The organism is Streptomyces sp. FH025 (assembly GCF_017427025.1).
Classification (GTDB): Bacteria; Actinomycetota; Actinomycetes; order Streptomycetales; family Streptomycetaceae; genus Kitasatospora.
This window is the reverse complement of sequence record NZ_JAFLNG010000058.1, coordinates 1-20,888: the sequence shown is the minus strand read 5'-3', so window position 1 is coordinate 20,888 and position 20,888 is coordinate 1. Positions and strand designations below refer to the sequence as shown.

The window sequence follows — 20,888 nt, the reverse complement described above, 5'->3', positions numbered from 1 at the left end:
GACCGGGTATCCACGCCACCTACCTGGCGCTCTCCGCCGAGACCGGCACCTACATCGACGCCGACCTCGTGGTCACCCGGCTCGGCCCGCCGCTGCTGGACGAGATCCGCAACTGGTTCCCGGAGGACGAGGCGCAGCGGGCGGTGAACCGCTACCGCGAGCTCTACCGCGACCACGCCTTCGCCCCGACCGTGCCCCTGCCCGGCGCGCACGCCGCCGTCGAGGCCGTCCGCGCCCGGGGCGGCAGGGTCGCCGTGGTCACCGGCAAGTACGAGCCGAACGCCCGCCTCCACCTGGAGCACGCCGGGCTGGAGGCCGACGCGGTGGCCGGAGACCTGTGGGCGGAGACCAAGGGCGAGGTGCTGCGCGAGTACGGCGCGAGCATCTACGTCGGCGACCACCTGGGCGACATCCGGGGCGCCCGGTACGCGCAGGCGCTCGCCGTCGCCGTGGCCACCGGCCCGTACGACGCGGACGAGCTGCGCGAGGCCGGGGCGGACGTGGTGCTCGCGGACCTCACCGGCTTCCCGGACTGGCTCGCCGCCCACCTCGACGAGCTCTAGGCCTGGGGCTCCACCCGGCGGCGCTGCGCCCGGGCGTTGACGAACAGCCCGGTCAGCGCGGACAGGAAGCCGGCCGGCATCAGCATGCTCAGCCAGTAGGCGGCCGTCGGCAGCGGTGTCAGGTGCAGGAACAGCGGGACGAAGGTGACCAGGGTGGCGAGCGCGCCGAGGCCGAAGACGACCGCTCCGGCCTTGACGTAGACGTCGCCGGGGTCGGTGCTCTGGCTGCTCACGTCGGTTCCTTCCGCAGGACTGTGCTGGGGCGCTCCCAGTCTGGCAGAGCGGCCGCCCGGGCCGCCCACCGCAGTGGTCCGGTCACGTTGCGCAGTTTCCCGGGAGCGATGCGTTTTGATCCCTGCTGGGCGGGGGTATGCAGGGGGTGCCGAGGGGCGCTTTGCAGGTGCGTCCCGTGTCCTCAGATCCGGGGGTGTGAGCCGATGGACTGCGCCGAGCCGCGCCCCGGCCGTGCCAGTACCGGGTCGCCCGTGATCGCGAGATGCGCGCGCCGCCACCGCCCCGAACGGGCCTCGGAACGCGGATCCATCGCGGAACGCGGATGAGGCGTTGACGGACCGTTAGTCTGCTCCTGGCGATGTGCTGACCATGAGCGCCCGCGGGCGCCGAGCCGAGGTCGGCCGTTTTTCTCCCACCACCACCCAGTGATCCCCGGCCCGGGCCGGGATCCCTCACACCCATTCGAGGACTGTTCGAGATGCCCACCGGCCAGGTCAAGTGGTTCAACGAGACGAAGGGCTTCGGCTTCCTGTCGCGCGACGACGGTGGCGACGTCTTCGTCCACACCAAGGCGCTGCCCGCCGGTGTCACCGTGCTGAAGCCGGGCCAGCGGGTCGAGTTCGGCGTGGTCGCCGGGCACCGCGGGGACCAGGCGATGGGCGTGCAGCTGCTGGACGCGCTGCCGTCGGTGGCCGCCGCCCAGCGCCGGAGCGCCGACGACATGGCGCCGATCGTCCAGGACCTGATCACCACCCTGGACGCGGTGCTGCCCGGCCTCCAGCGCGGCCGCTACCCGGCCAAGCCGACCGGCCAGAAGCTGGCCGGCCTGCTGCGCGCGGTGGCCGACCAGTTCGACGTCTGACGGCCGACGGGGCACCGGCTAGGCGAACGCGAGCGCACCCGGGTCGAGCGGGGGCACCAGCCCCTCCGCGGCGGCCCGGGTGAGCAGCGTGCGGACGGCCTCGTAGCCCTCCTCGCCGAGGTCGGCGGTGAACTCGTTCACGTACAGCCCGATGTGCTGGTCGGCGACGGCCGGGTCCATCTCCTGGGCGTGTGCCAGCACGTACTCGCGGCTGGCCGCAGGGTCCGCCCAGGCCTGCCGGACGGAGGCGCGGATCGTCCCGGCGAGCTCGCGCAGCCGCTCGGCGCCCAGCGAGCGCCGGGCGACGATCGCGCCGAGCGGGATCGGCAGGCCGGTCTCCCGCTCCCAGGCCTCGCCCATGTCGGCCAGGCTGTGCAGGCCGTACTGCTGGTACGTGAACCGGGCCTCGTGGATCACCAGGCCGGCGTCCACCCGGCCGTCCCGGACGGCGGGCATGATCTCGTGGAACGGCAGGACGACGATCTCGCCGAAGCCGCCCGGCACCGCCTTGGCGGCCCAGAGCCGGAACAGCAGGTAGGCGGTGGAGCGCTCGGAGGGCACCGCGACGGTCCTCCCGGCGAGGTCCGCGGGGGAGCCCACGCCCGGCCGGGTGAGCACCAGCGGGCCGCAGCCGCGCCCGAGCGCGCCGCCGCAGGGCAGCAGCGCGTACTCCTCCAGGACCCAGGGCAGCGCGCCGTAGCTGATCTTCAGCACGTCCAGCTCGCCGCGCTCGGCCTGGCCGTTGGTGATGTCGATGTCGGCGAAGGTCACCTCGGGGGCGTCCGCCCCGGGCACCAGGCCGTGCGCCCAGGCGTGGAAGACGAAGGTGTCGTTCGGGCAGGGCGAGTACGCGATGCTCAGCCGTTCAGCCACGGCCGGCCTCCTCGATCAGTTCGTGGACGGGCAGCGCGGCGAAGGCCCGCTCCAGGGCGGCCAGCGCCTCGCCGATCCGCCAGGCGGCCCGGTCGCGCGGGCCCACCGGGTTGGACACGGTGCGCAGCTCGAAGGCCGGCACGCCGTACCGGGCGGCGGCCTCGGCCACGCCGAAGCCCTCCATCGCCTCGGCCGCGGCGCCCGGGTGGCGGGCGGTCAGCGCGGCGGCCCGCTCGGCGCCGCCGGTGACGGTGGAGACGGTCAGCACCGGGCCGGTCACGGCCCCCAGGGCCTCGGCGGCCAGGGCCACGGCGGCCGGGGGAGGGGTGTGCCGGACGGTGCCGAAGCCCAGCTCGGTGACGTCGGCGAAGCCCTCGGGGGTCTCGGCGCCGAGGTCGGCGGCCACGATCGCGTCGGCCACCACGGTGGCGCCGACCGGGGCGAGCGGGGCGAAGCCGCCGGCGATCCCGGCCGAGGCGACCAGACCGTACGGGTGCGCCGCGAGCGCGGCGGCGGCGGCCGCGGCGGCCGCCGCAGGGCCGACCCCGGCGGCCAGCACGTCCACGGGCGCGCCCGCCGACCGGTGCAGCGTGCCACCCGGCAGCGGCAGGGCGTCCGCCCCGCCCGGCAGGCCGCGCAGCACGGCCTCGGCCTCGGCGGACACCGCGACGACGACGAGCAGCCGGGCCCGCTCGGGGCCCGACTGCTCGGGGTGCGCGTCGGCGACGTGCGCGGTCATCGCGGGACCGTCAGCTGCCCTGGGTGTTCAGCTGGAAGTACCAGACGGCGATCGGGTTGTCCGAGTTCTGGTCGGCCTCGACCACGGTGACCAGCGTCTTGCCGCTGGCGTTCAGCAGCTTGGTGGCCGGCTGGGCACCCGACCAGGTCGGGCCCTTGGCGTACGAGAACAGGCTGAAACGGCCGCCCTGGCCGGTCGAGCCGCCGTTGGTGAACGCCCACCAGCCGGTGTCGGCCACGTTCGGGCTGACGCCGACGCCGACCCGGTCGCTCGCGCGCACGTCGGAGCTCGGGAGGGTGCCGTCCTGCAGGGCCTTGGTGGCATCCTCCTGGCACTTCAGCTGCTGGTCCTCGCTGAGCGGGTTGCCGCCGTTCCAGCACAGCGGCTGCGCGACGATCGAGGAGGTGCCGACGGTCAGGGTGGCCTGGTGCGAGACGTGCTCGGTCTGACCGGCGGCCTTCGCGACGGAGATGCCCACCGTGGCGGCGCCGACCACGACGACGGCGCCGAGGGCGGCGATGACACGGGAATTGAGGCTCATACGTCAGAATCTACCGGGCCCGGCCGATCACGCTACGCGGGGGTCCACCACCGCGTGTTGCCACGCCGCCGTTCCGGGCCCCCTCACCCCGCTCCTCGGGCCCCCGCGGCGCCCTCTCAGGCCACCCGGGGCGCGGCCGGGTGCCGCCGCAGGCCCAGCCGCAGCAGCGAGTGGGCCGTCCACAGCAGCATCACGCCGACCACCCCGGCGGCGACCGAGAGCCCCAGCACCCCGTCCAGCGGCAGCAGGATGCCGACCCCGCCGCCCGCCACCCAGGACAGCTGCATCAGCGTCTCCGACCGCGCGAACGCCGAGGTCCGCACCGCCTCCGGGACGTCCCGCTGGATCAGCGCGTCCAGCGCCAGCTTGCCCAGCGAGGCCGCCATCCCGGCCACCCCCGCGACCAGAACCACCGTCAGCACGCCGTACCAGAGCGCGGCCGCCGCCGTCACGACCGTCGCCAGCAGCAGCATCACCGTGACCGTCGCCTCCGGGCCCCGGGTGCGCAGCCAGGAGCCCAGCACCGAGCCCAGCGCGTTGCCCGTCCCCGCCGCCAGCGCCACCACGCCCAGCGCCACGGTCGGCCGCAGACCGCCGATCGGCTCGCTGCGCAGCAGGAAGGCCAGGAAGAACACCAGGAAGCCGACCAGCCACCTCATCGCCGACATCGCCCGCAGCGCCAGCACCACCGACGGGCCGACCGCGCGCAGCTTGGCCTTCACGGCCTTCTGAGGGATGAGGCGCGAGCCCTCGCCGGGCGCCTCAGCGGTCACCTCGCCGGGCGCCTCGTCGGGTGCCTCGGCGTGCAGGACGGCCCGCTGCTCGCCCTTCGCCGAGTCGACCTCGTGCGGCAGGTGGAAGGCCATCAGGGTGCCGATCACGAACACCAGGAAGGCGCCGCGCAGCGGCCAGCCCGGCCCGATCAGGTGCAGCAGCCCGCCCACCCCGGCCGCCACGCCGGTGGCCAGCAGCCCGGCCAGGGTGACCCGGGAGTTCGCCTTCACCAGGGACAGCCGGCTCGGCAGCAGCCGGGGCACCACGACGCTGCGCACCACCCCGTAGGCCTTGGACGCCACCAGCACGCCCAGGGCCTCCGGGTAGAGCGCGATGCCGCCGCCGGAGATCACCCCGGCCATCGTCCAGGCCAGCACCGCCCGGGCCAGCATCGACATCGCCATGGCCGCCCGGCGGCCGTGCGGCAGCCGGTCCAGCAGCGGGCCGATCACCGGGGCCAGCAGGGCGAACGGGGCCATCGTGATCAGCAGGTAGAGCGCGACCCGGCCGCGGGCCTCGCCGGTGGGCACCGAGAAGAAGATGGTCGACGCCAGCGCGATGGTGATCAGCATGTCGCCGAAGGAGTTCAGCGCGTGCAGCTCGATCAGCTTGGCGAGGCCCGACTCGCCCGCGCCCTCGGCGGAGGTGGCCCGGCGGATCCGGCGGCCGGTGCCGTGCACCACCTTGCCGGTCCGGGCACCGGCGGCGGAGGCGGTGCGGACCAGGAAGTTGCGGTGGGGCTCGGGGGCCTCCGCCCGGAGCTCCTCGGGGATCGCGTCGATCGCGTCGATCGCGTCGATCTCGTCGGCGAGCTCCTCGGACAGGGCTTCGGGAAGGTCGGACTTCTCCAGGTCCACGCGGGCGCCGGGCGCCTCGAAACCGTCCACCGACTGCGGTTCCCCCGCAGCGGGGACGGGAGGTTGCGGTCGCGGCACGGCGTCCGCCTCGTCGGGGCCACCGACCCGCGGGGCGCGCAGTGCGTGCTGCGACGGGTTGTCGTCCGCCACACGCCCATCCTGCCCCAGATTCGCCGTACCGACGCAGGATTCTGCTCCGGTCGGCGCGGTCTCGGAACGATCCGCTCCGCCCCGGACTGTGCCGGGGCGTCGAGCGGCGGGTAGCCTGCCCCAGGGTCCGCCCGCCGGGCGCCGGGGCGCCGGGAGGCCGGACGAGCGGCGCGGTCGGTACCCGAGGCGGTCCCCGGTCGCGCAGAATGGATGAGGGACCACCGAGCCGCGACGGGATGGGCAACACGCCGTGGGCGACAGAAGAACTGGGAGAGAATCGACGCCGTGAGTGCTGCGATGCGAAGCCGTACCCCCGACCGGCTCTGTGCCGAGGCCGTCGAACTCGCCCGCCAGGCCGCCGAGGAGGCCGTGGGACCGGAGGCGGTCGGGCCGCACCTGGGTGTCCAGGCGGACGCCGACCGTGTCGTCACCCACAGCTTCGAGTGCCTGGACGCCGCCTACCGCGGCTGGCACTGGGCGGTCACCGTCGCCCGCGCGCCGCGCGCCAAGAACGTCACCCTGGACGAGGTCGTGCTGCTGCCCGGCCCGGACGCCGTGCTGGCCCCCCAGTGGGTGCCGTGGAGCGAGCGGCTGCGCCCCGGCGACATGGGCCCCGGCGACCTGCTGCCCACCGGAGCCGACGACCTGCGGCTGGAGCCCGGCTGGAGCGGCGAGGACGAGCCCGCGCCGAACTCTGCGGTCGCCCTCGCGGCGGAGGAGGACGTGGTCGTCACCGACCCGCACGTCCAGCCCGCCCCGGCCCGCGCCCAGATCAACGCCGTCGCCGACGAGCTCGGCATGGGCCGCAGCCGGGTGCTGTCCCGGCTCGGCCTGCACCTGGCCGCCGACCGCTGGGAGAAGTCCCACGGCCCGCAGACCGCGATGGCCCAGGCCGCGCCCGCCGCGTGCGGCAGCTGCGGCTTCCTGATCCCGATCGGCGGCTCGCTCGGGCAGGCCTTCGGCGTGTGCGGCAACGAGTTCGGCCCGGCCGACGGGCAGATCGTCTCCTTCGCGTACGGCTGCGGCGGGCACTCCGAGGCGGCCGTCATCCCGGCGCCGCCGGCTCCGTCCGAGCTGATCCTGGACGAGCTGGTGGTCGAACCGCTGCAGCTCCACCCGGACCGCACCTCCGGCTCGGTCGAGCCGGACGCCCCGGCCGAGGAGCTCGGGCACTCCTGAGCCCGTGGTTCTGAGCCTGCTGTACTGAGCCTGCCGTTCGACGGCCCGCCCCGGTGACCGACCGGGGCGGGCCGTCGGCGTTCCGACCCCGGCGTTCCGGCCCTCCGACCCGCCCTGACGGAGGGTCCGTCAGGGCTCGTGGTCGGGAGCAGTCGGTGGGGCAGGGAAGAATGCCCCTACGACGTACAGGCGGCGGAAGGCGGCAGGTCCAGTGGAACCTCGGATCATCGGCAGCGGCACGGACGAGCACCTCGCGGACCCGTTCGGGTGCGCCGCGCTGCGCCGGCGGGTGCTGGACGCCTGGGTCGCCTCGCCGGCCCGCTTCCGGGAGGACGCCAACGCCGAGGAGGAGCTCGCGCTCGGCGGCTACCGCGACCGGCTGGTCGTCGAGTTGGCGCAGAACGCGGCCGACGCCGCCGTCCGGGCCGGGCACGGCCCCGGCCGGCTGCGGCTCACCCTCGCCGACGGCGTGCTGGCCGCCGCCAACACCGGCGCCCCGCTGGACGCGGCCGCCGTCGAGTCGCTGTCCACCCTGCGCGCCTCCTCCAAGCGCGGCGAGGCGCCCGCCGTCGGCCGGTTCGGCGTCGGCTTCGCGGCCGTGCTCGCCGTCACCGACGAGCCGGCCGTGCTCGGCGCCGCGGGCGGGGTGCGCTGGTCGCTCGGCGAGGCCCGCGCGCTCGCCGAGGCACAGCCCGAGCTGACCGAGGAGCTGCGCCGCCGGGACGGCCACCTGCCGCTGCTGCGACTGCCGTTCGCGGCCGAGGGCCCCGCCCCCGAGGGCTACGACACCGTCGTGGTGCTGCCGCTGCGGGACGCCGCCGCCGAGGACCTGACCCGCCGACTGCTGGCCGGGATCGACGACGCGCTGCTGCTCACCCTGCCGGGCCTGGCCGAGGTCGTGGTGGAGACCCCGGAGGGCACCCGGACGCTCACCCGCAGCGCCGCCGAGCCGCGCCCGGACGGCGTCACCGAGGTCACCGTCACCGACGACGCGGGCGGCCTGCCGCGGCGGACGGTCTGGCAGACCGCCGGTGCCTCCGGAACCCTCGCCGCCGACCTGCTCGCCGACCGGCCCACCGAGGAGCGCACCCGCCCGTACTGGACGGTGACCTGGGCCGTGCCGGTCGCCGAGGACGGCACCCCGCAGCGGCCCGACATCGCGCCGGTGCTGCACGCGCCCACCCCCAGCGACGAGCCGATCGGGCTGCCCGCGCTGCTGATCGCCTCCTACCCGCTGGACCCCACCCGCCGGCACGTCGCCCCCGGCCCGCTCGCCGACTTCCTCACCGAGCGCGCCGCCGACAGCTACGCCGACCTGCTGCGCGCCCGCGGCGCCCACCTCGGCTCGCTCGGCCTCGTCCCCGGCCCGCTCGGGCAGGGCGCGCTGGACAACGCGCTGCGCGCGGCCGTCCTCTCCCGGCTGCCCGGCACGCCGTTCCTGCCGCACCCGGCGCCGGTCGAGGAGGGCACGCCCGCGCTGCGGCCCCGGGACGCGACGCTGCTGGAGGGCGCCGACGGCTCGGTGGTCCAGGCGCTCGCGCCGATCTTCCCCGGGCTGCTGCCGGCCGGCCTGGAACGCCGCACCGAGCTGCGGGTGCTGAACGTGCGCCGGGTGCCGCTGGCCGAGGTCGTGGACCAGCTCGGCGGCCTGGACCGCGAGCCCGCCTGGTGGCGCAACCTGTACGCGGCGCTCGGCGCGGCCGACCCGGAGGCACTCGGCGCGCTGCCCGTACCGCTCGCGGACGGGCGGACCGTCACCGGGCCACGGCGGGTGCTGCTGCCCTCCGAGGACGCCGACTGGGCGGCCTTCCCCGGCTACCCCGAGACGCTGGCCGGGGCGCTCGCCGCGCTGGACCTGCGGCTCGCCCACCCCGAGGCGGCGCACCCGCTGCTGGCCAAGCTCGGCGCCGGGACGGCCACCCCGGCCGGGGTGCTGGACACCCCGGAGGTGCGCGCCGCCGTCGACCGCTCCTACGGGCTGGCCGACGACGACCTCGACGCCGCGCTCGAACTCGCCGAAGCCGTCCTGGCACTGGTGAAGGCGGCCGGCCCGGAGGCCGGTGAGCACCCCTGGCTGGCCCGGCTGGCGCTGCTCGACGACGAGGGCGAGCCCGCCCGCGCGGGCGAACTCGTGCTGCCGGGGAGCCCGTTCGCGGCGCTCGCGCGCGAGGAGGACGCCGGCTGGGTGGACGACGAGCTGCTGGAGCGCTGGGGCCCGGAGGTGCTCGCGGCCGTCGGCGTGCTGGCCGACTTCGTGCTGGTGCGCGCCGAGGACGTGGTGCTCGACCCGGACGACCTGGAGCGGCTCGATCCCACCGCCCCCGCCGACCGCGCGGCCGGCGGCCACCCCACCGGGCTGCTGGACGAGGCGCCCGACGGGCTCGCCGACTGGGCCGAGGACGCCCTGGAGGCGCTGCAGGCCGACGAGGCGGTGGGCGTCCCGCCGGTGGCCGCCGAACTGCTGGCCGTCCGCGACCTCGACCTGGTCGACGACGACGCCTGGCCCGAGGCGCTCGCCGCGCTGGCCCGCCCGCCGTACCGCGACGCCGTGGTCAACCCGGTGCGCACCCTGCTGCCGGACGGCTCCTACGCCGACCTGCCGCCGTACACCGCCTGGTGGCTGCGCGACCACCCGGTGCTGGGGGGCCGCGAGCCCGCCGGGCTGCGCGCCGCCGGGGCCGACCCGCTGCTGCGCGGCCTGTACGACGAGGCCCGCACCACCCTCGACGAGCAGTTCCTGCACGCGCTCGGGGTGCGCACCACGCTCGCCGCGCTGCTCGCCGAACCGCACGGCCCGGACGAGGTCCTGGACCGGCTCACCGACCCGGACGCCGAGGTCGGGCACCGTCAACTGCACGGCATCCACAGCGCGTTGGCCCGGGTGGACGCCGAGCGGATCGAGCCGCTGGACGTGGTGCGGGCGCTGCCGCCGCTGGACCCTGCCACCGGGCGCCGCCCGGCCCACACGGTGGTGGTGGACTCCACCGAGGCGGTCGTCGCCGACGCCCCGGACCTCGTCCAGCTCCTGCACCCGTACCCGCTGCTGCCCGTCGCCCCGGCGCTCGCCGCCGACCTCGCCGAGCGGCTGCACGTGTCGCTGGCCAGCGAGGTGGCGGGCGGCAGGGTGCTGTCCGAGGGCGTGCTGCACCGCGTCCCGGCCGTGGTGCGGGAGCTGCTGCCCGGCTGCCCGGTCGCGTACGAGGAGCACGAGGAGCTGCTGGTGGTCGGCCCGGACGGCGCCGAGGCCGCGGTGGACTGGCGGTGGGACCCGGAGTCGGACGCGCCCGAGCCGCCGTACGACCCCGAGCTGGCCGAGGCCGCCGACGAGGACGACGAGTTCGAGGTCCCGCCGGTGCCCGGGCTGCTCCACGCGGCCACCCCGGAGGGCCTGGCGGCCGGGCTCGCCTGGTCGGTCGGGCAGTGGCACCGGCGCTTCGAGGTGCTGGCCGCGCTCAGCGAGCCGGACCGGGCGTACGAGCTGTCGGCGGCCCGGGACTTCGAGGGCTGAGCGGCTGTGAGCGGATGTGCCAAGGGCCCGCCCACGAGGGCGGGCCCTTGGGCCGCTCCGGGCCGCGTCACTCGATGCCGCGGCGCTTCATCCAGCCCCAGCCGATCTCCAGCAGCACGCCGCAGACCACCGCGATGGCGACGCCCGTCCAAGGGTCGCGCCAGCCGACCAGGCGGAGCTGGAAGAACTCGGACAGCGGGGGGACCAGCAGGACCAGGGAGAACGCGCCGCCCATGGTGCCGATCAGCAGCAGGCGCCACCAGTTGTACGGGCGGGCGACGATGGCGAGCACCCAGATGGCGATCAGGAAGAGCGTCAGGGTGGCCACGCTGGTGTCGGCCTTGAGGTCGGTCGCGTGGTCGGAACGGGCCAGCGCGTAGGCGACGAAGGTGCCGGTGCCGGCGATGACGCCGCCGGGGACGGCGAGCCGCAGGACGCGCTTCACGAAGCCGGTGCGCGCCCGCTCGTTGTTGGGGGCGAGGGCCAGGAAGAAGGCCGGCACGCCGATGGTGAGGGTGGACAGCACGGTCGAGTGCCGGGGCAGGAACGGGTACGGCGAGTGGGTGAAGATCACCAGCAGCGCCAGCAGCACCGAGTAGACCGTCTTGACCAGGAACAGCCCGGCCACCCGCTCGATGTTGCCGATCACCCGGCGGCCCTCGGCGACCACCGAGGGCAGGGTCGCGAAGGAGTCGTTGAGCAGCACGATCTGGGCGACGGCCTTGGTGGCGTCCGAGCCGGTGCCCATCGCCACGCCGATGTCGGCGTCCTTGAGCGCGAGCACGTCGTTGACGCCGTCCCCGGTCATCGCGACGGTGTGGCCGCGCGACTGGAGCGCCCCGACCAGCTGGCGCTTCTGCTGCGGGGTGACCCGGCCGAAGACGCTGGTCCGGTCGGCCGTGTCGGCGAGCTCCTCCGGCTCCTGGGGCAGGGTGCGGGCGTCCAGCGGGTGGTCCGCGCCGGGCAGGCCGAGGTGGTCGGCCACCGCGCCGACCGAGACCGCGGAGTCCCCGGAGATCACCTTGGCCCGGACGTTCTGCCCCTCGAAGTAGCGCAGGGTGTCGGCGGCGTCCGCCCGCAGCCGCTGCTGGAGCACCACCAGGGCGAGCGGGGTGAGGCCGGCGGCCGGGTCGGGGGCGTCCAGCGGGACGGGCGTACGGCCCAGCAGCAGCACCCGCAGGCCCCGGGCGCCCAGCTCGTCCACCTCGGCGAGAGCCGGGTGCCCGGCGGGCAGCAGCACGTCCGGGGCGCCGAGCAGCCAGCTGGCCTCGCCGCCCTGCGGCTCCAGCAACTGCACGCCGCTCCACTTGCGGGCGGAGGAGAAGGGCATCGCCTCGATCACCCGCCAGCCGTTGCCGCCCGGGGAGCCGTCGGCGCCGTCGCCGCGCCCGTACGCGTCGATCACGGCCTGCATGGAGGGGTTGGGGCGGGCGTCGGCCCCGGCCATCACGGCGAGCGCGTGCTTGATGGTCTCCTTGTCGACCGGCTCGGGCTCGCCGTTCGAGATCACCCGCAGGTCGACCACGTCCATGCCGCCCTCGGTGAGGGTGCCGGTCTTGTCGAGGCAGACGGTGTCCACCCGGGCCAGGCCCTCGATCGCCGGGAGCTCCTGGACCAGGCACTGCTTGCGGCCCAGCCGGATCACGCCGATCGCGAAGGCCACCGAGGTCAGCAGCACCAGGCCCTCGGGGACCATCGGCACGATGCCGGCCACCATCCGGCGGACGGCCTCGCGCCAGTCGCGGCCCTCGACGGCCAGCTGGCTGATGATCAGACCGAGCGCGGTGGGGATCAGCAGGTAGGTGATGAAGCGCAGGATGCTGTCGATGCCGCTGCGCAGCTCCGACTTCACCAGGGTGAACTTGCTGGCCTCCTCGGCCAGCTGCGCGGCGTAGGCCTCGCGGCCGACCCTGGTGGCGGTGAACGCGCCCGCGCCGGCCACCACGAAGCTGCCGGACATCACCTGGTCGCCGGGGTGCTTGAGGACGGGGTCGGGCTCGCCGGTGAGCAGCGACTCGTCGATCTCCAGGCCGTCCGCCTCGGTGACCAGGCCGTCCACGATCACCTTGTCGCCGATGCCGAGCAGCACGGTGTCGTCGAGGACGATCTCGGAGACGGCGATCTGTTGGACGGCGCCGTCCCGGCGGACCTGCGGGCGGGCCTCGCCGATCAGGGCGAGGCTGTCCAGGGTCTTCTTGGCGCGCAGCTCCTGGATGATGCCGATCGCCGTGTTGGCCACGATGACCAGGCCGAACAGGCCGTCCTGGATCGGCCCGACGATCAGGATGATCCCGAACATGACGCCGATGATCGCGTTGAAGCGGGTGAAGACGTTGGCCTGGACGATCTCCTTGGTGGAGCGGCTGGACCGTACCGGAACGTCGTTGACCTGCCCGTTCGCGATCCGTTCGGCGACCTCGGCGGTGGTCAGGCCACCGCGTCGGCCGGGCAGCAGCCCGAGCGGGTGTGCTCCGTCCGGGTGATCTCCGTCGGCGGGCTGCTCTTCCGCGGGGTGGGCAGGCTGCGTCATGGCACCGACTCTACGGGCGCCTTATGTCCTATGCGTGCTACTAACGGACGAATTCAGTCCGACCGGGTGGCCAGGTCCTGGCCGTTCCCGTCGTTCTCGTTGCCTTCCTGGGCGGCGGCGCGGCTGCGAGCGATCGCGTCCCGCCGGGCGCGGCAGTACCAGAGGCCGATCAGGCCGAGCAGGCCGCCGGAGAGGCAGATCCAGGGCCAGGTGCCGTGGCCGTGTTCGGAGAGGGTGCCCTGGAAGGGGAGCAGGACCAGGAAGCCGACGAACCACAGCACCGTGCCGCCGCCGACGATGGCGACGTCGTTGGCCTCCAGCGGAGGGGGCGAGGGGTGCAGCGGCGTCTTGGGCATGGGGTCAAGCGTACGGTGCGGCGGGTTTCCCGGGGAGCCCCGCTGGCTCTACGCGCGAAGATAGCGCGTGTGCGATCCGGAAACCATACTTAATGCTCTACGCCCGGCCATCGTCGCCCCGGGCTGATCTCCCTCTCCTCAGCTCCCCCACAGAGGACGCACGAATGCCTGTGGTCCAGCCGACCACCGAGTCGCCCGAACCCGCGGACACCGCGCCCAAGCCCCCCAACGGCGCCCTGGACCGCTTCTTCAGGATCAGCGAGCGCGGCTCCACCGTGCCGCGCGAGATCCGCGGCGGTATCGCCACCTTCTTCACCATGGCGTACATCCTGGTGCTGAACCCGATCATCCTGGGCAGCGCCACGGACATGACCGGGGCTCACCTGGACAGTGCCCAGCTGGTCACCGCCACCGCCCTCACTGCGGGTCTCACCACCCTGCTGATGGGCGTGATCGGCAACGTCCCGATCGGCCTGGCGGCCGGCCTCGGCGTCAACACCATCGTCGCGCTGCAGCTCGCACCCAAGATGACCTGGCCGGACGCCATGGGCATGGTCGTGCTGGCCGGTTTCGCGATCATGCTGCTGGTCGCCACCGGTCTGCGCGAGCGGGTCATGAACGCCGTGCCGCTCGGCCTGCGCAAGGCCATCGCGATCGGTATCGGTCTGTTCATCAGCCTGGTCGGCCTGGTCGACTCCGGCTTCGTCAGCCGCATCCCGGACGTCGCGCACACCACCGTCCCGCTGCAGCTCGGCGGCAACGGCCACCTGCTCGGCTTCCCGGTGCTGATCTTCGTCATCGGCCTGGTGCTCACCCTGGTCCTGCTGATCCGCAAGGTGCCCGGCGCCATCCTGATCAGCATCGCGGTCTCCACCGCGATCGCCGTCGTGATCGACAAGGTCGCCGACGTCCCGGCGCTCAAGTGGGGCCTCACCGTCCCCACCTGGCCGGGCAACCCGGTGGCCGCCCCGGACTTCGGCCTGGTCGGCAAGGTCAGCCTGTTCGGCGGCTTCGAGAAGGTCGGCGTGCTGACCGGCGCGCTGTTCGTCTTCACCGTCCTGATGTCCTGCTTCTTCGACGCGATGGGCACCATCCTCGGCGTCGCCGACGAGGCCCACCTGCTGGACGAGAAGGGCGACCTGCCGGGCATCAACAAGATCCTGATGGTCGACGGCATCGCCACCGCGGCCGGCGGCGCGACCTCCTCCTCCGCCAACACCTGCTTCGTCGAGTCCACCGCCGGCGTCGGCGAGGGCGCCCGCACCGGCTTCGCCTCGATCGTCACCGGCCTGCTCTTCGTGGTGGCGCTCTTCCTCACCCCGCTCGCCACCATGGTCCCCGCCCAGGCCGCCACCCCGGCCCTGGTCACGGTCGGCTTCCTGATCCTGGCGAACTCCGTCAAGGAGATCGACTGGGCCGACTACACCATCGCGGTCCCGGCCTTCCTGACCATCGTGATGATGCCGTTCACCTACTCGATCACCAACGGCATCGGCTTCGGCTTCATCTCCTTCTGCATCCTCCGCCTGGCCGCCGGCCGCGGCCGCAGTGTCCCGGCCCCGCTCTACGCGGTCGCCGCGGTCTTCGCCTTCTACTACCTGATGCCGGCCCTCGGCCTGCTCTGACCCTCTTCAACGGGTTCCCACGGCCCCGCGCTCCTCGGAGCGCGGGGCCGTTCTCGTGGTATCGATTCCTTATTGTCGGCTACGGGAGGAACGGCCATGGCACGAATGGCGATCGACCTCGATGACGACCTCCTGGCGGAGGCGCAGCGGCTGTTCGGCACGACCACCAAGGTCGCCACGGTCAATGCGGCGTTGCGGGAGGCCGTGAAGCTGGCCCGGCGGATAGAGCTCGCCGATGCCATCGCCAACGGGGAGTTCGACCTCCTCGACGAGTCGGGCAAGTAGGCGGTGGCGCCACGCGAGAGCGCTTCCTGATCAGCATGTCGGCCTGGCCGACATGCTGATCGCCGCCACCGCAGTTGACGGCTTCGATCGCCGTGGCGCCGCCCGGAGTCGCGCGAAGCCCCGCTCCTCCGTCGATGGGGGAGCGGGGCTTCGGCGTTTCGCGGGGTGGGTCAGTGGACGCAGAACTCGTTGCCCTCGGGGTCCTGCATGACGAGCCATCGGCCGCCGGGCTCGTCGACGTGGCGCAGGGCGGTGGCGCCGAGGGCTTCGAGGCGGGTGACGGTGGCGTCGTGCTCGGCCGGGCCGGGGTGGACGTCGAGGTGGAGGCGGTTCTTGCCCTGCTTGGGCTCGGGGACGGCCTGGAAGAGGATGCGGCGGCCGAGGCCGGTGTCCGAGGCCGGGTCGTACGGGTCCTCGGGGTGGCGGACGGCGGCGAGGGTGCGCCAGGCGCGGCGCCCGTCCAGCTCGGTGACGGCCTCCGGAGGGACGGCGCCGGCGTCGAGCAGGCGGGCGATCAGGGCGCCGTGGTCCTCGACGGTGTAGTCGAGGGCGGCGCCCCAGAAGGCGGCCTGGCGGTGCGGGTCGGCGCAGTCGATGACGAGCTTCCAGTGCAGCGGCATGTAACTGTTTATAGGGGTTACGGTTCGAAGGTGCAATCGGGGCGCTTCGAAGCTGTCAAAAAGGCGACTGTGTAGGGAAGTTGGCGGCGGGCATACTGCCTGGACGGAGACGGGGAGGGGGCTCGGCCGATGGTGTACAAGGATCCGCCCGGGGGAGTCGAGGCGCAGCTGCTGCCGGAGCTGTTCTGGCGGGCCGACAAGGCCTCGCAGGACGGCCAGCGCGAGACGCTGCGCTGGTACCGCGGACTGATCGCGATGCTGGTGATCGCGGCGCTGATCGGGTCGCTCCCGGGCCCGGACCACAAGGGCGACAGCGACATCGCGCCACTGTTCTCGGTGGCCGCGTTCCTGATCGCCGGCTACTTCTGGTCCCGGCTGCGCCGCGGCAACCCGCAGGGCCGCTGGTACGAGGCGCGGGCGGCGGCCGAGTCGGTCAAGACGCTGGCCTGGAAGTACAGCGTGCGGGCCCGGCCCTTCGACGGCGAGGCCGACTCGGAGGACGTCGACCGCGGCTACCTGCTCCAGGTCGAGGACGTGCTGCGGGCCTTCGAGGACCCGGAGATCGTGCCGCCCGGCAGCGTCCCCGAGATCACCGAGGAGATGCGGCGCGCCCGGGCCGACAGCCTGACCGCCCGGCGCACCCTGTACCTGCGCACCCGGGTCGAGGGCCAGCGCACCTGGTACCGCTCCAGGGCCGAGGCCTGCGAGTCCCAGGCGGTCTCCTGGGGGCTCGGCATCGCGGTGCTGATCATCGTCGGTGCGGCGGCGGCCATCGCCCAGGCCACCGGGGCGCTGGAGGTGCACATCTTTGGCGCCAGCTCGGCCGCGGCCGCCTCGATCATCGCCTGGACGCAGCTCAAGCAGCTCCGCCCGCTGGCCGCCGCCTACCAGCTGGCCGCGCGCGAGCTGGAGAACGTCGGCAACCAGCTCACCGACCTCGACCTCTCGGCGCCGGACGCCGAGGCGCGGTGGGCCCGGATGGCCGCCGAGGCGGAGGACGCCGTCTCCCGGGAGCACACCACCTGGAGGGCCCGTCGGGCGTTCCCGCGCTGAAGCACACATGAGGGGGCAACTCCGGGAGGAGGCTGGGGAGATACCGCGAAGCGCGGGGCGCAGGTGTGGGGGCTGAGTGAGGGTAGGGCGCCGAGACGCGGAACGTAATCATTACGTGTCCATGCCCTGGTTTCATCGCCTCCGCGCGACCCGAAGTCCCTGCCGGAGGCCCCCTTGCGCATTCTCCTGATCGCCACCGCGTTCAACAGCCTGACCCAGCGCGTCCACACCGAGCTGCGTCAGCGCGGCCACCAGGTCGCCGTCCAACTCGCGCTCGGCGACGAGCAGATGAGGGCGGCGGTGGACCGCGTCGATCCCGAACTGATCATCTGCCCGATGCTCACCAGGGCCGTCCCGGCGGACATCTGGTCCACCCGGACGGTCCTGATCGTGCACCCGGGCCCGAAGGGCGACCGGGGCCCGTCCTCGCTCGACTGGGCGATCACCGAGGGCGCGCGGCACTGGGGCGTCACCGTGCTGCAGGCCGTCGAGGAGATGGACGCGGGCGACATCTGGGCCTGCGTGGAGTTCCCCGTCCCCGAGCGGGGCAAGAGCGAGCTGTACCGGGGCGAGGTCGCCGACGCCGCCGTCGAGGCCGTGCTGCTGGCCGTCCAGCGCTACCAGGGCGGGCTGTTCACCCCCGAGCCGCTGGACTACGGCCGCCCGGACGTGCGCGGCGAACTGCGGCCCCTCCTGCGCCAGGAGGCACGCCGGATCGACTGGGCGCACGACGACACCGCCACCGTGCTGCGCAAGCTGCGCGCCGCCGACTCCCAGCCCGGCGTGCTGGACGAGCTGTACGGGCGCGAGTTCTTCCTGCACGGCGGACACCCCGAGGACCGGCTGCGCGGCCCGGAGCCCGGTGCCGTCCTCGCGACCCGGGACGGCGCGATCTGCCGGGCCACCGTGGACGGCGCGGTCTGGATCCCGCAGCTGCGCCCGCGCCGCACCCCCGGCGGGCCCACCCCCTTCAAACTGCCGGCCGCCACGGTGCTCGCCGACGAGCTGCACCGGGTCCGCGAGGTGCCGGTGACCCCGGCCGACGCCGCCGGCCGGGACACCTGGTCGGAACTGCGCTACCGCGAGGAGGGCGACGTCGGCTTCCTCGAATTCGCCTACGCGGGCGGGGCGATGGGCACCGAGCAGTGCCGCCGCCTGCTCGCCGCGTACCGGGAGGCGGCCGACCGGCCCACCTCGGTGCTGGTGCTCGGCGCGCCCCGGGACTTCTACTCCAACGGGATCCACCTCAACGTCATCGAGGGCGCGGCCTTCCCGGCGCTGGAGTCCTGGGAGAACATCAACGCGATGGACGACCTGGTCGAGGCGGTCCTGACCACCGGCGACAAGCTGACCGTCGCCGCGCTGGCCGGGAACGCGGCGGCCGGAGGCCTGATGCTGGCGCTCGCCGCCGACGAGGTGTGGTGCCGGGAGTCGGCGGTGCTCAACCCGCACTACCGGCTGATGGGCCTGTACGGCTCCGAGTACTGGACGTACACCCTGCCGCGCCGGGTCGGCGCCGAGCGGGCCGAGCGGCTCACCGCCGAGGCGCTGCCGGTCGGCGCCGAACACGCCCACCGGATCGGCCTGGTGGACCGTACGGCCGGCGGGGACGCCGACGGGTTCCGCCGCTGGGTGGCCCGGGAGGCCGCCGGGCTGGCCGCCTCGCCGGAGCTCACCGGGCGGCTGGTGGACAAGAAGCGCCGCCGGGCCGAGGACGAGGAGGCGAAGCCGCTGGCCGCGTACCGGGCGGAGGAACTGCGCTGGATGCACGCCAACTTCTACCGGGCGGGCGAGCCGTACCACGCGCTGCGGCGGGACTTCGTGCGCAAGGCCTGCCCGGTGGCCACGCCGGAGCACCTGACCGGGCTGCTCGGACAGCCGGAGTGAAACGGCCGGGGTGAGACGGCCGGGGTGAGACGGCCGGGGTGGGATCGACGTCCGGCCGGGGTGGGGGGCCCGGCCGGACGTCCGTTCCTGTCGCCCTAGTTCCGCGCACTCGGAGCGGTGCGGGCCGTGCAGGCGGTGCGAGCCGTGCGGGTGGCGCGCGCCGGCAGCGGGGCCGCGGGGCCGACCAGCAGCGGCTGCGGGGTGCCCCGGCTCGGCGAGACGGCGAAGGCCAGCGAGCCGAAGAACACGTAGCAGCCGAGTCCGACCCCGAGCGGGAAGATGAACTGGAGCGCCATCACACCGCCCTGGGTGGAGTGCGAGAAGTCCAGTCGGACCGACAGCGCCGCCATGCCGGTGTAGTGCATCGCGCAGACGGCCACGCCCATCACCGGCGCGGCCGCCAGCACGGCGAGGGTGCCCCGGATGTTCAGCGCGGCCCAGAGCGCGGCCGTCGCCGCGATCACCGCGATGGCGACGGACAGCGCCACCGTGAGGTGGTCGTACCCGAGCCGGCCGGGCAGCACCATGGCCGCCATGCCCAGGTAGTGCATCGCGGCGACGCCGAGCCCGGTGGTCAGCCCGCCGACCAGCAGTGACAGCACGGGGCGGCGCCGCCAGTACCCGACGGTGAACAGCCCGACGCCGACCACCGCGACGGCGACCAGCAGGCTGAGCACGGTCAGTACGGGCTGGTAGCTGATCTCGACGCCGGTGACGGAGAAGCCGAGCATCGCGATGAAGTGCATGGACCAGATCCCGGCGCCGAGCGAGGTCGAGGCGAAGAGCAGCCAGGCCACCCGGGTGCGGCCCTGCGAGACGAGTGCCCAACGGGCGCTGCGCAGGGCGACGAAGGCACCGAGGCAGGCGACGAAGTACGAGACCGCCGGTGTCACCCAGCCGTGGTCGGCATGATGGATCTCACCCAAGAGAGCTCCCTGGACGGATGCGGGGGATGGGGCGCCAGGGCTCGGGCGGAGGCGGGGCCCGCGGTACGGGCGGATCGTGGAACGCGTGCGGGCGTGGGCGCGGTGGGGGCTCCGCCGAGGGGAGACCTGGCATGTGGTGCCCCTGACAACGGGGACAGTAGCCACTGCCCGGCGGTCGCACAATGTTCGTGTTTTTCGTGAAATGCCTGGTCAGCGGGGATCTTTACGCGGCCTGCATGATCTTGGCACCAAGCCCTGACACCGCCTGCGCACGGCCCGCCGGTGGGCTGCCGCTCGACGCGTCACTGCTCCAGGGGGGCCAGCCCGAACGGGTGGCCCGCCGGGTCGATCAGCACCCTGAGGGTGCGGCCGTGCTGGTAGGCGGGCTCGGTCGCGCCGAGCGCGAGGGCCTTCGCGGTGGCCTCGTCCAGGTCGTCGACGTAGAAGTCGAGGTGGAAGTGCTTGCTGCCGTCCGGCTCGGTCCACGGCTCCGGGCGGTAGTGCGTCACCCGGCCGAAGCCCAGCGGGCTGCCGCCCTCGGGGTTGTCCAGGATCGCGAAGTTCTCGTCCACGTGCCGGGTCTCCCAGCCGAGCAGCTCGCCGTAGAAGGAGGCCAGCGCGACCGGGTCGGCGCAGTCGATGGTGACCATGGCGAGCCGGGCGAAGCCGGTGTCGTCGGGCGCGAGCTGTTCGGAGGCGAGGTCGGACATGGCTGGTCGCCCTTCCTGGAGTCGCGAACGGTGATCCAAGACCCAATATGGCACCGGGTCGATCTTCCGGCGCGGCGGGAACCCGTTTTTCCTTAGCGAGAGTAATGACGTAAGCTAAAGAGATGCCCGAGATGTCCGAGCAGGACCTCGCAGCGATCTCTCAGCTGCGATCGTCCACGATGCGCCTCTCCCGACGACTCAAACACCAGCGGGTGGAAGAGTCGCTGAGTCCCACCGAGATGGGAGTGCTGGGCACCCTCGCCCGGTGCGGGAAGGCGACGCCGGGTGAGCTCGCCCGGAAGGAGCACGTGCAGCCTCCTTCGATGACCAGGATCGTCGCGATGCTGGAGGAGAAGGGGCTGGTGCGGCGGGAGCCGCACCCCGAGGACCGCCGCCAGGTGGTCGTCAGCAGCACCGAGCAGGCCGAGGCGATCCTCGCGGAGAGCCGTCGGCGCCGAAACGTCTGGCTCGCCGAGCTCGCCCAAGGGCTCGACGAGGAGGAGTGGGCCGTCCTCCGCGAGGCCGCGCCCGTGCTCTACAAGCTCGCCCACCTGTAGCCCGCACCGTTCGTACACCTCAAGGCACACCGACCCCGGCCGGCCGCCGGGAGAACAAG

Annotated in this window: 19 protein-coding genes; 9 read left to right on the top strand and 10 right to left on the bottom strand. The window is 74.0% G+C overall.

Annotation, left to right across the window (positions count from 1 at the left end; genetic code table 11):
• Window positions 1-563 (top strand): HAD family hydrolase (locus J0670_RS06885; protein WP_207810488.1); only part of this gene is annotated, 563 nt, incomplete at its 5' end.
• Here the strand turns inward: J0670_RS06885 and J0670_RS06880 are convergent.
• Entirely contained in the window at window positions 560-796 is a 237-nt protein-coding gene (locus J0670_RS06880; protein WP_207810487.1) for a hypothetical protein, read from the bottom strand. The genes J0670_RS06885 and J0670_RS06880 overlap by 4 nt on opposite strands.
• Before the next feature lie 479 nt (window positions 797-1,275).
• On the opposite strand from J0670_RS06880, the gene J0670_RS39845 reads away from it, so the two are divergent.
• Window positions 1,276-1,659 (top strand): cold-shock protein, encoded by a 384-nt coding sequence (locus tag J0670_RS39845; protein ID WP_030057101.1) that lies wholly within the window; start codon window positions 1,276-1,278, stop codon window positions 1,657-1,659.
• Between the two features lie 18 nt (window positions 1,660-1,677).
• Here J0670_RS39845 and J0670_RS06870 read toward each other — a convergent pair whose 3' ends face one another.
• From J0670_RS06870 to J0670_RS06855, 4 genes are all read right to left on the bottom strand, one after another.
• On the bottom strand, window positions 1,678-2,532 hold the full coding sequence (locus tag J0670_RS06870; RefSeq protein ID WP_207810486.1) for a 1,4-dihydroxy-6-naphthoate synthase: 855 nt from the start codon (window positions 2,530-2,532) through the stop codon (window positions 1,678-1,680).
• Entirely contained in the window at window positions 2,525-3,271 is a 747-nt protein-coding gene (locus J0670_RS06865; protein WP_207810485.1) for a futalosine hydrolase, read from the bottom strand. Before J0670_RS06865 ends, J0670_RS06870 begins: the two co-directional genes overlap by 8 nt.
• A 10-nt stretch (window positions 3,272-3,281) precedes the next feature.
• Window positions 3,282-3,812 (bottom strand): hypothetical protein, encoded by a 531-nt coding sequence (locus J0670_RS06860; protein ID WP_207810484.1) that lies wholly within the window; start codon window positions 3,810-3,812, stop codon window positions 3,282-3,284.
• Window positions 3,813-3,928: 116 nt separating this feature from the next.
• The gene (locus J0670_RS06855) at window positions 3,929-5,311 is read right to left on the bottom strand and encodes an MFS transporter (RefSeq protein WP_207810491.1); all 1,383 of its coding nucleotides are present in this window, start codon (window positions 5,309-5,311) and stop codon (window positions 3,929-3,931) included.
• A gap of 579 nt (window positions 5,312-5,890) precedes the next feature.
• On the opposite strand from J0670_RS06855, the gene J0670_RS06850 reads away from it, so the two are divergent.
• Window positions 5,891-6,772: a DUF3027 domain-containing protein gene (locus J0670_RS06850; protein ID WP_207810490.1), complete on the top strand. Its 882-nt coding sequence runs from the start codon at window positions 5,891-5,893 to the stop codon at window positions 6,770-6,772.
• 211 nt (window positions 6,773-6,983) lie between these two features.
• A complete protein-coding gene (locus J0670_RS06845; RefSeq protein ID WP_307806414.1) occupies window positions 6,984-10,280 on the top strand; it encodes a sacsin N-terminal ATP-binding-like domain-containing protein in 3,297 nt (1,098 codons plus the stop codon).
• Window positions 10,281-10,347: 67 nt separating this feature from the next.
• On the opposite strand, the gene J0670_RS06840 is transcribed toward J0670_RS06845, so the two are convergent.
• Both J0670_RS06840 and J0670_RS06835 read right to left on the bottom strand, forming a co-directional pair.
• Window positions 10,348-12,810: an HAD-IC family P-type ATPase gene (locus J0670_RS06840; protein WP_207810483.1), complete on the bottom strand. Its 2,463-nt coding sequence runs from the start codon at window positions 12,808-12,810 to the stop codon at window positions 10,348-10,350.
• A gap of 53 nt (window positions 12,811-12,863) precedes the next feature.
• Complete coding sequence (locus J0670_RS06835; RefSeq protein WP_207810482.1) at window positions 12,864-13,166, bottom strand: DUF2530 domain-containing protein; 303 nt, start codon at window positions 13,164-13,166, stop codon at window positions 12,864-12,866.
• A 164-nt stretch (window positions 13,167-13,330) separates the two neighbouring features.
• Here J0670_RS06835 and J0670_RS06830 point away from each other — a divergent pair, with 164 nt between their 5' ends.
• Entirely contained in the window at window positions 13,331-14,791 is a 1,461-nt protein-coding gene (locus J0670_RS06830; RefSeq protein ID WP_207810481.1) for an NCS2 family permease, read from the top strand.
• A 96-nt stretch (window positions 14,792-14,887) separates the two neighbouring features.
• Window positions 14,888-15,076 carry a type II toxin-antitoxin system VapB family antitoxin gene (locus tag J0670_RS06825; protein ID WP_207810480.1) on the top strand — a complete coding sequence of 63 codons (189 nt, stop codon included), beginning with the start codon at window positions 14,888-14,890 and terminating at the stop codon, window positions 15,074-15,076.
• A gap of 170 nt (window positions 15,077-15,246) precedes the next feature.
• On the opposite strand, the gene J0670_RS06820 is transcribed toward J0670_RS06825, so the two are convergent.
• Entirely contained in the window at window positions 15,247-15,696 is a 450-nt protein-coding gene (locus J0670_RS06820) for a VOC family protein (protein WP_207810479.1), read from the bottom strand.
• A gap of 129 nt (window positions 15,697-15,825) precedes the next feature.
• Between J0670_RS06820 and J0670_RS06815 the strand changes: the two genes are divergently transcribed.
• Window positions 15,826-16,749: a DUF4231 domain-containing protein gene (locus tag J0670_RS06815; RefSeq protein WP_207810478.1), complete on the top strand. Its 924-nt coding sequence runs from the start codon at window positions 15,826-15,828 to the stop codon at window positions 16,747-16,749.
• 174 nt (window positions 16,750-16,923) lie between these two features.
• Entirely contained in the window at window positions 16,924-18,636 is a 1,713-nt protein-coding gene (locus J0670_RS06810; protein WP_207810477.1) for a hydrogenase maturation protein, read from the top strand.
• A gap of 95 nt (window positions 18,637-18,731) precedes the next feature.
• On the opposite strand, the gene J0670_RS06805 is transcribed toward J0670_RS06810, so the two are convergent.
• Both J0670_RS06805 and J0670_RS06800 read right to left on the bottom strand, forming a co-directional pair.
• The gene (locus J0670_RS06805; protein WP_207810476.1) at window positions 18,732-19,562 is read right to left on the bottom strand and encodes an MHYT domain-containing protein; all 831 of its coding nucleotides are present in this window, start codon (window positions 19,560-19,562) and stop codon (window positions 18,732-18,734) included.
• 302 nt (window positions 19,563-19,864) lie between these two features.
• Window positions 19,865-20,272, bottom strand: coding sequence for a VOC family protein (locus J0670_RS06800; RefSeq protein WP_207810475.1), 408 nt, complete (start codon window positions 20,270-20,272; stop codon window positions 19,865-19,867).
• Window positions 20,273-20,394: 122 nt separating this feature from the next.
• Between J0670_RS06800 and J0670_RS06795 the strand changes: the two genes are divergently transcribed.
• Window positions 20,395-20,829: a MarR family winged helix-turn-helix transcriptional regulator gene (locus J0670_RS06795; RefSeq protein WP_045692358.1), complete on the top strand. Its 435-nt coding sequence runs from the start codon at window positions 20,395-20,397 to the stop codon at window positions 20,827-20,829.
• Window positions 20,830-20,888: the final 59 nt, after the last annotated feature.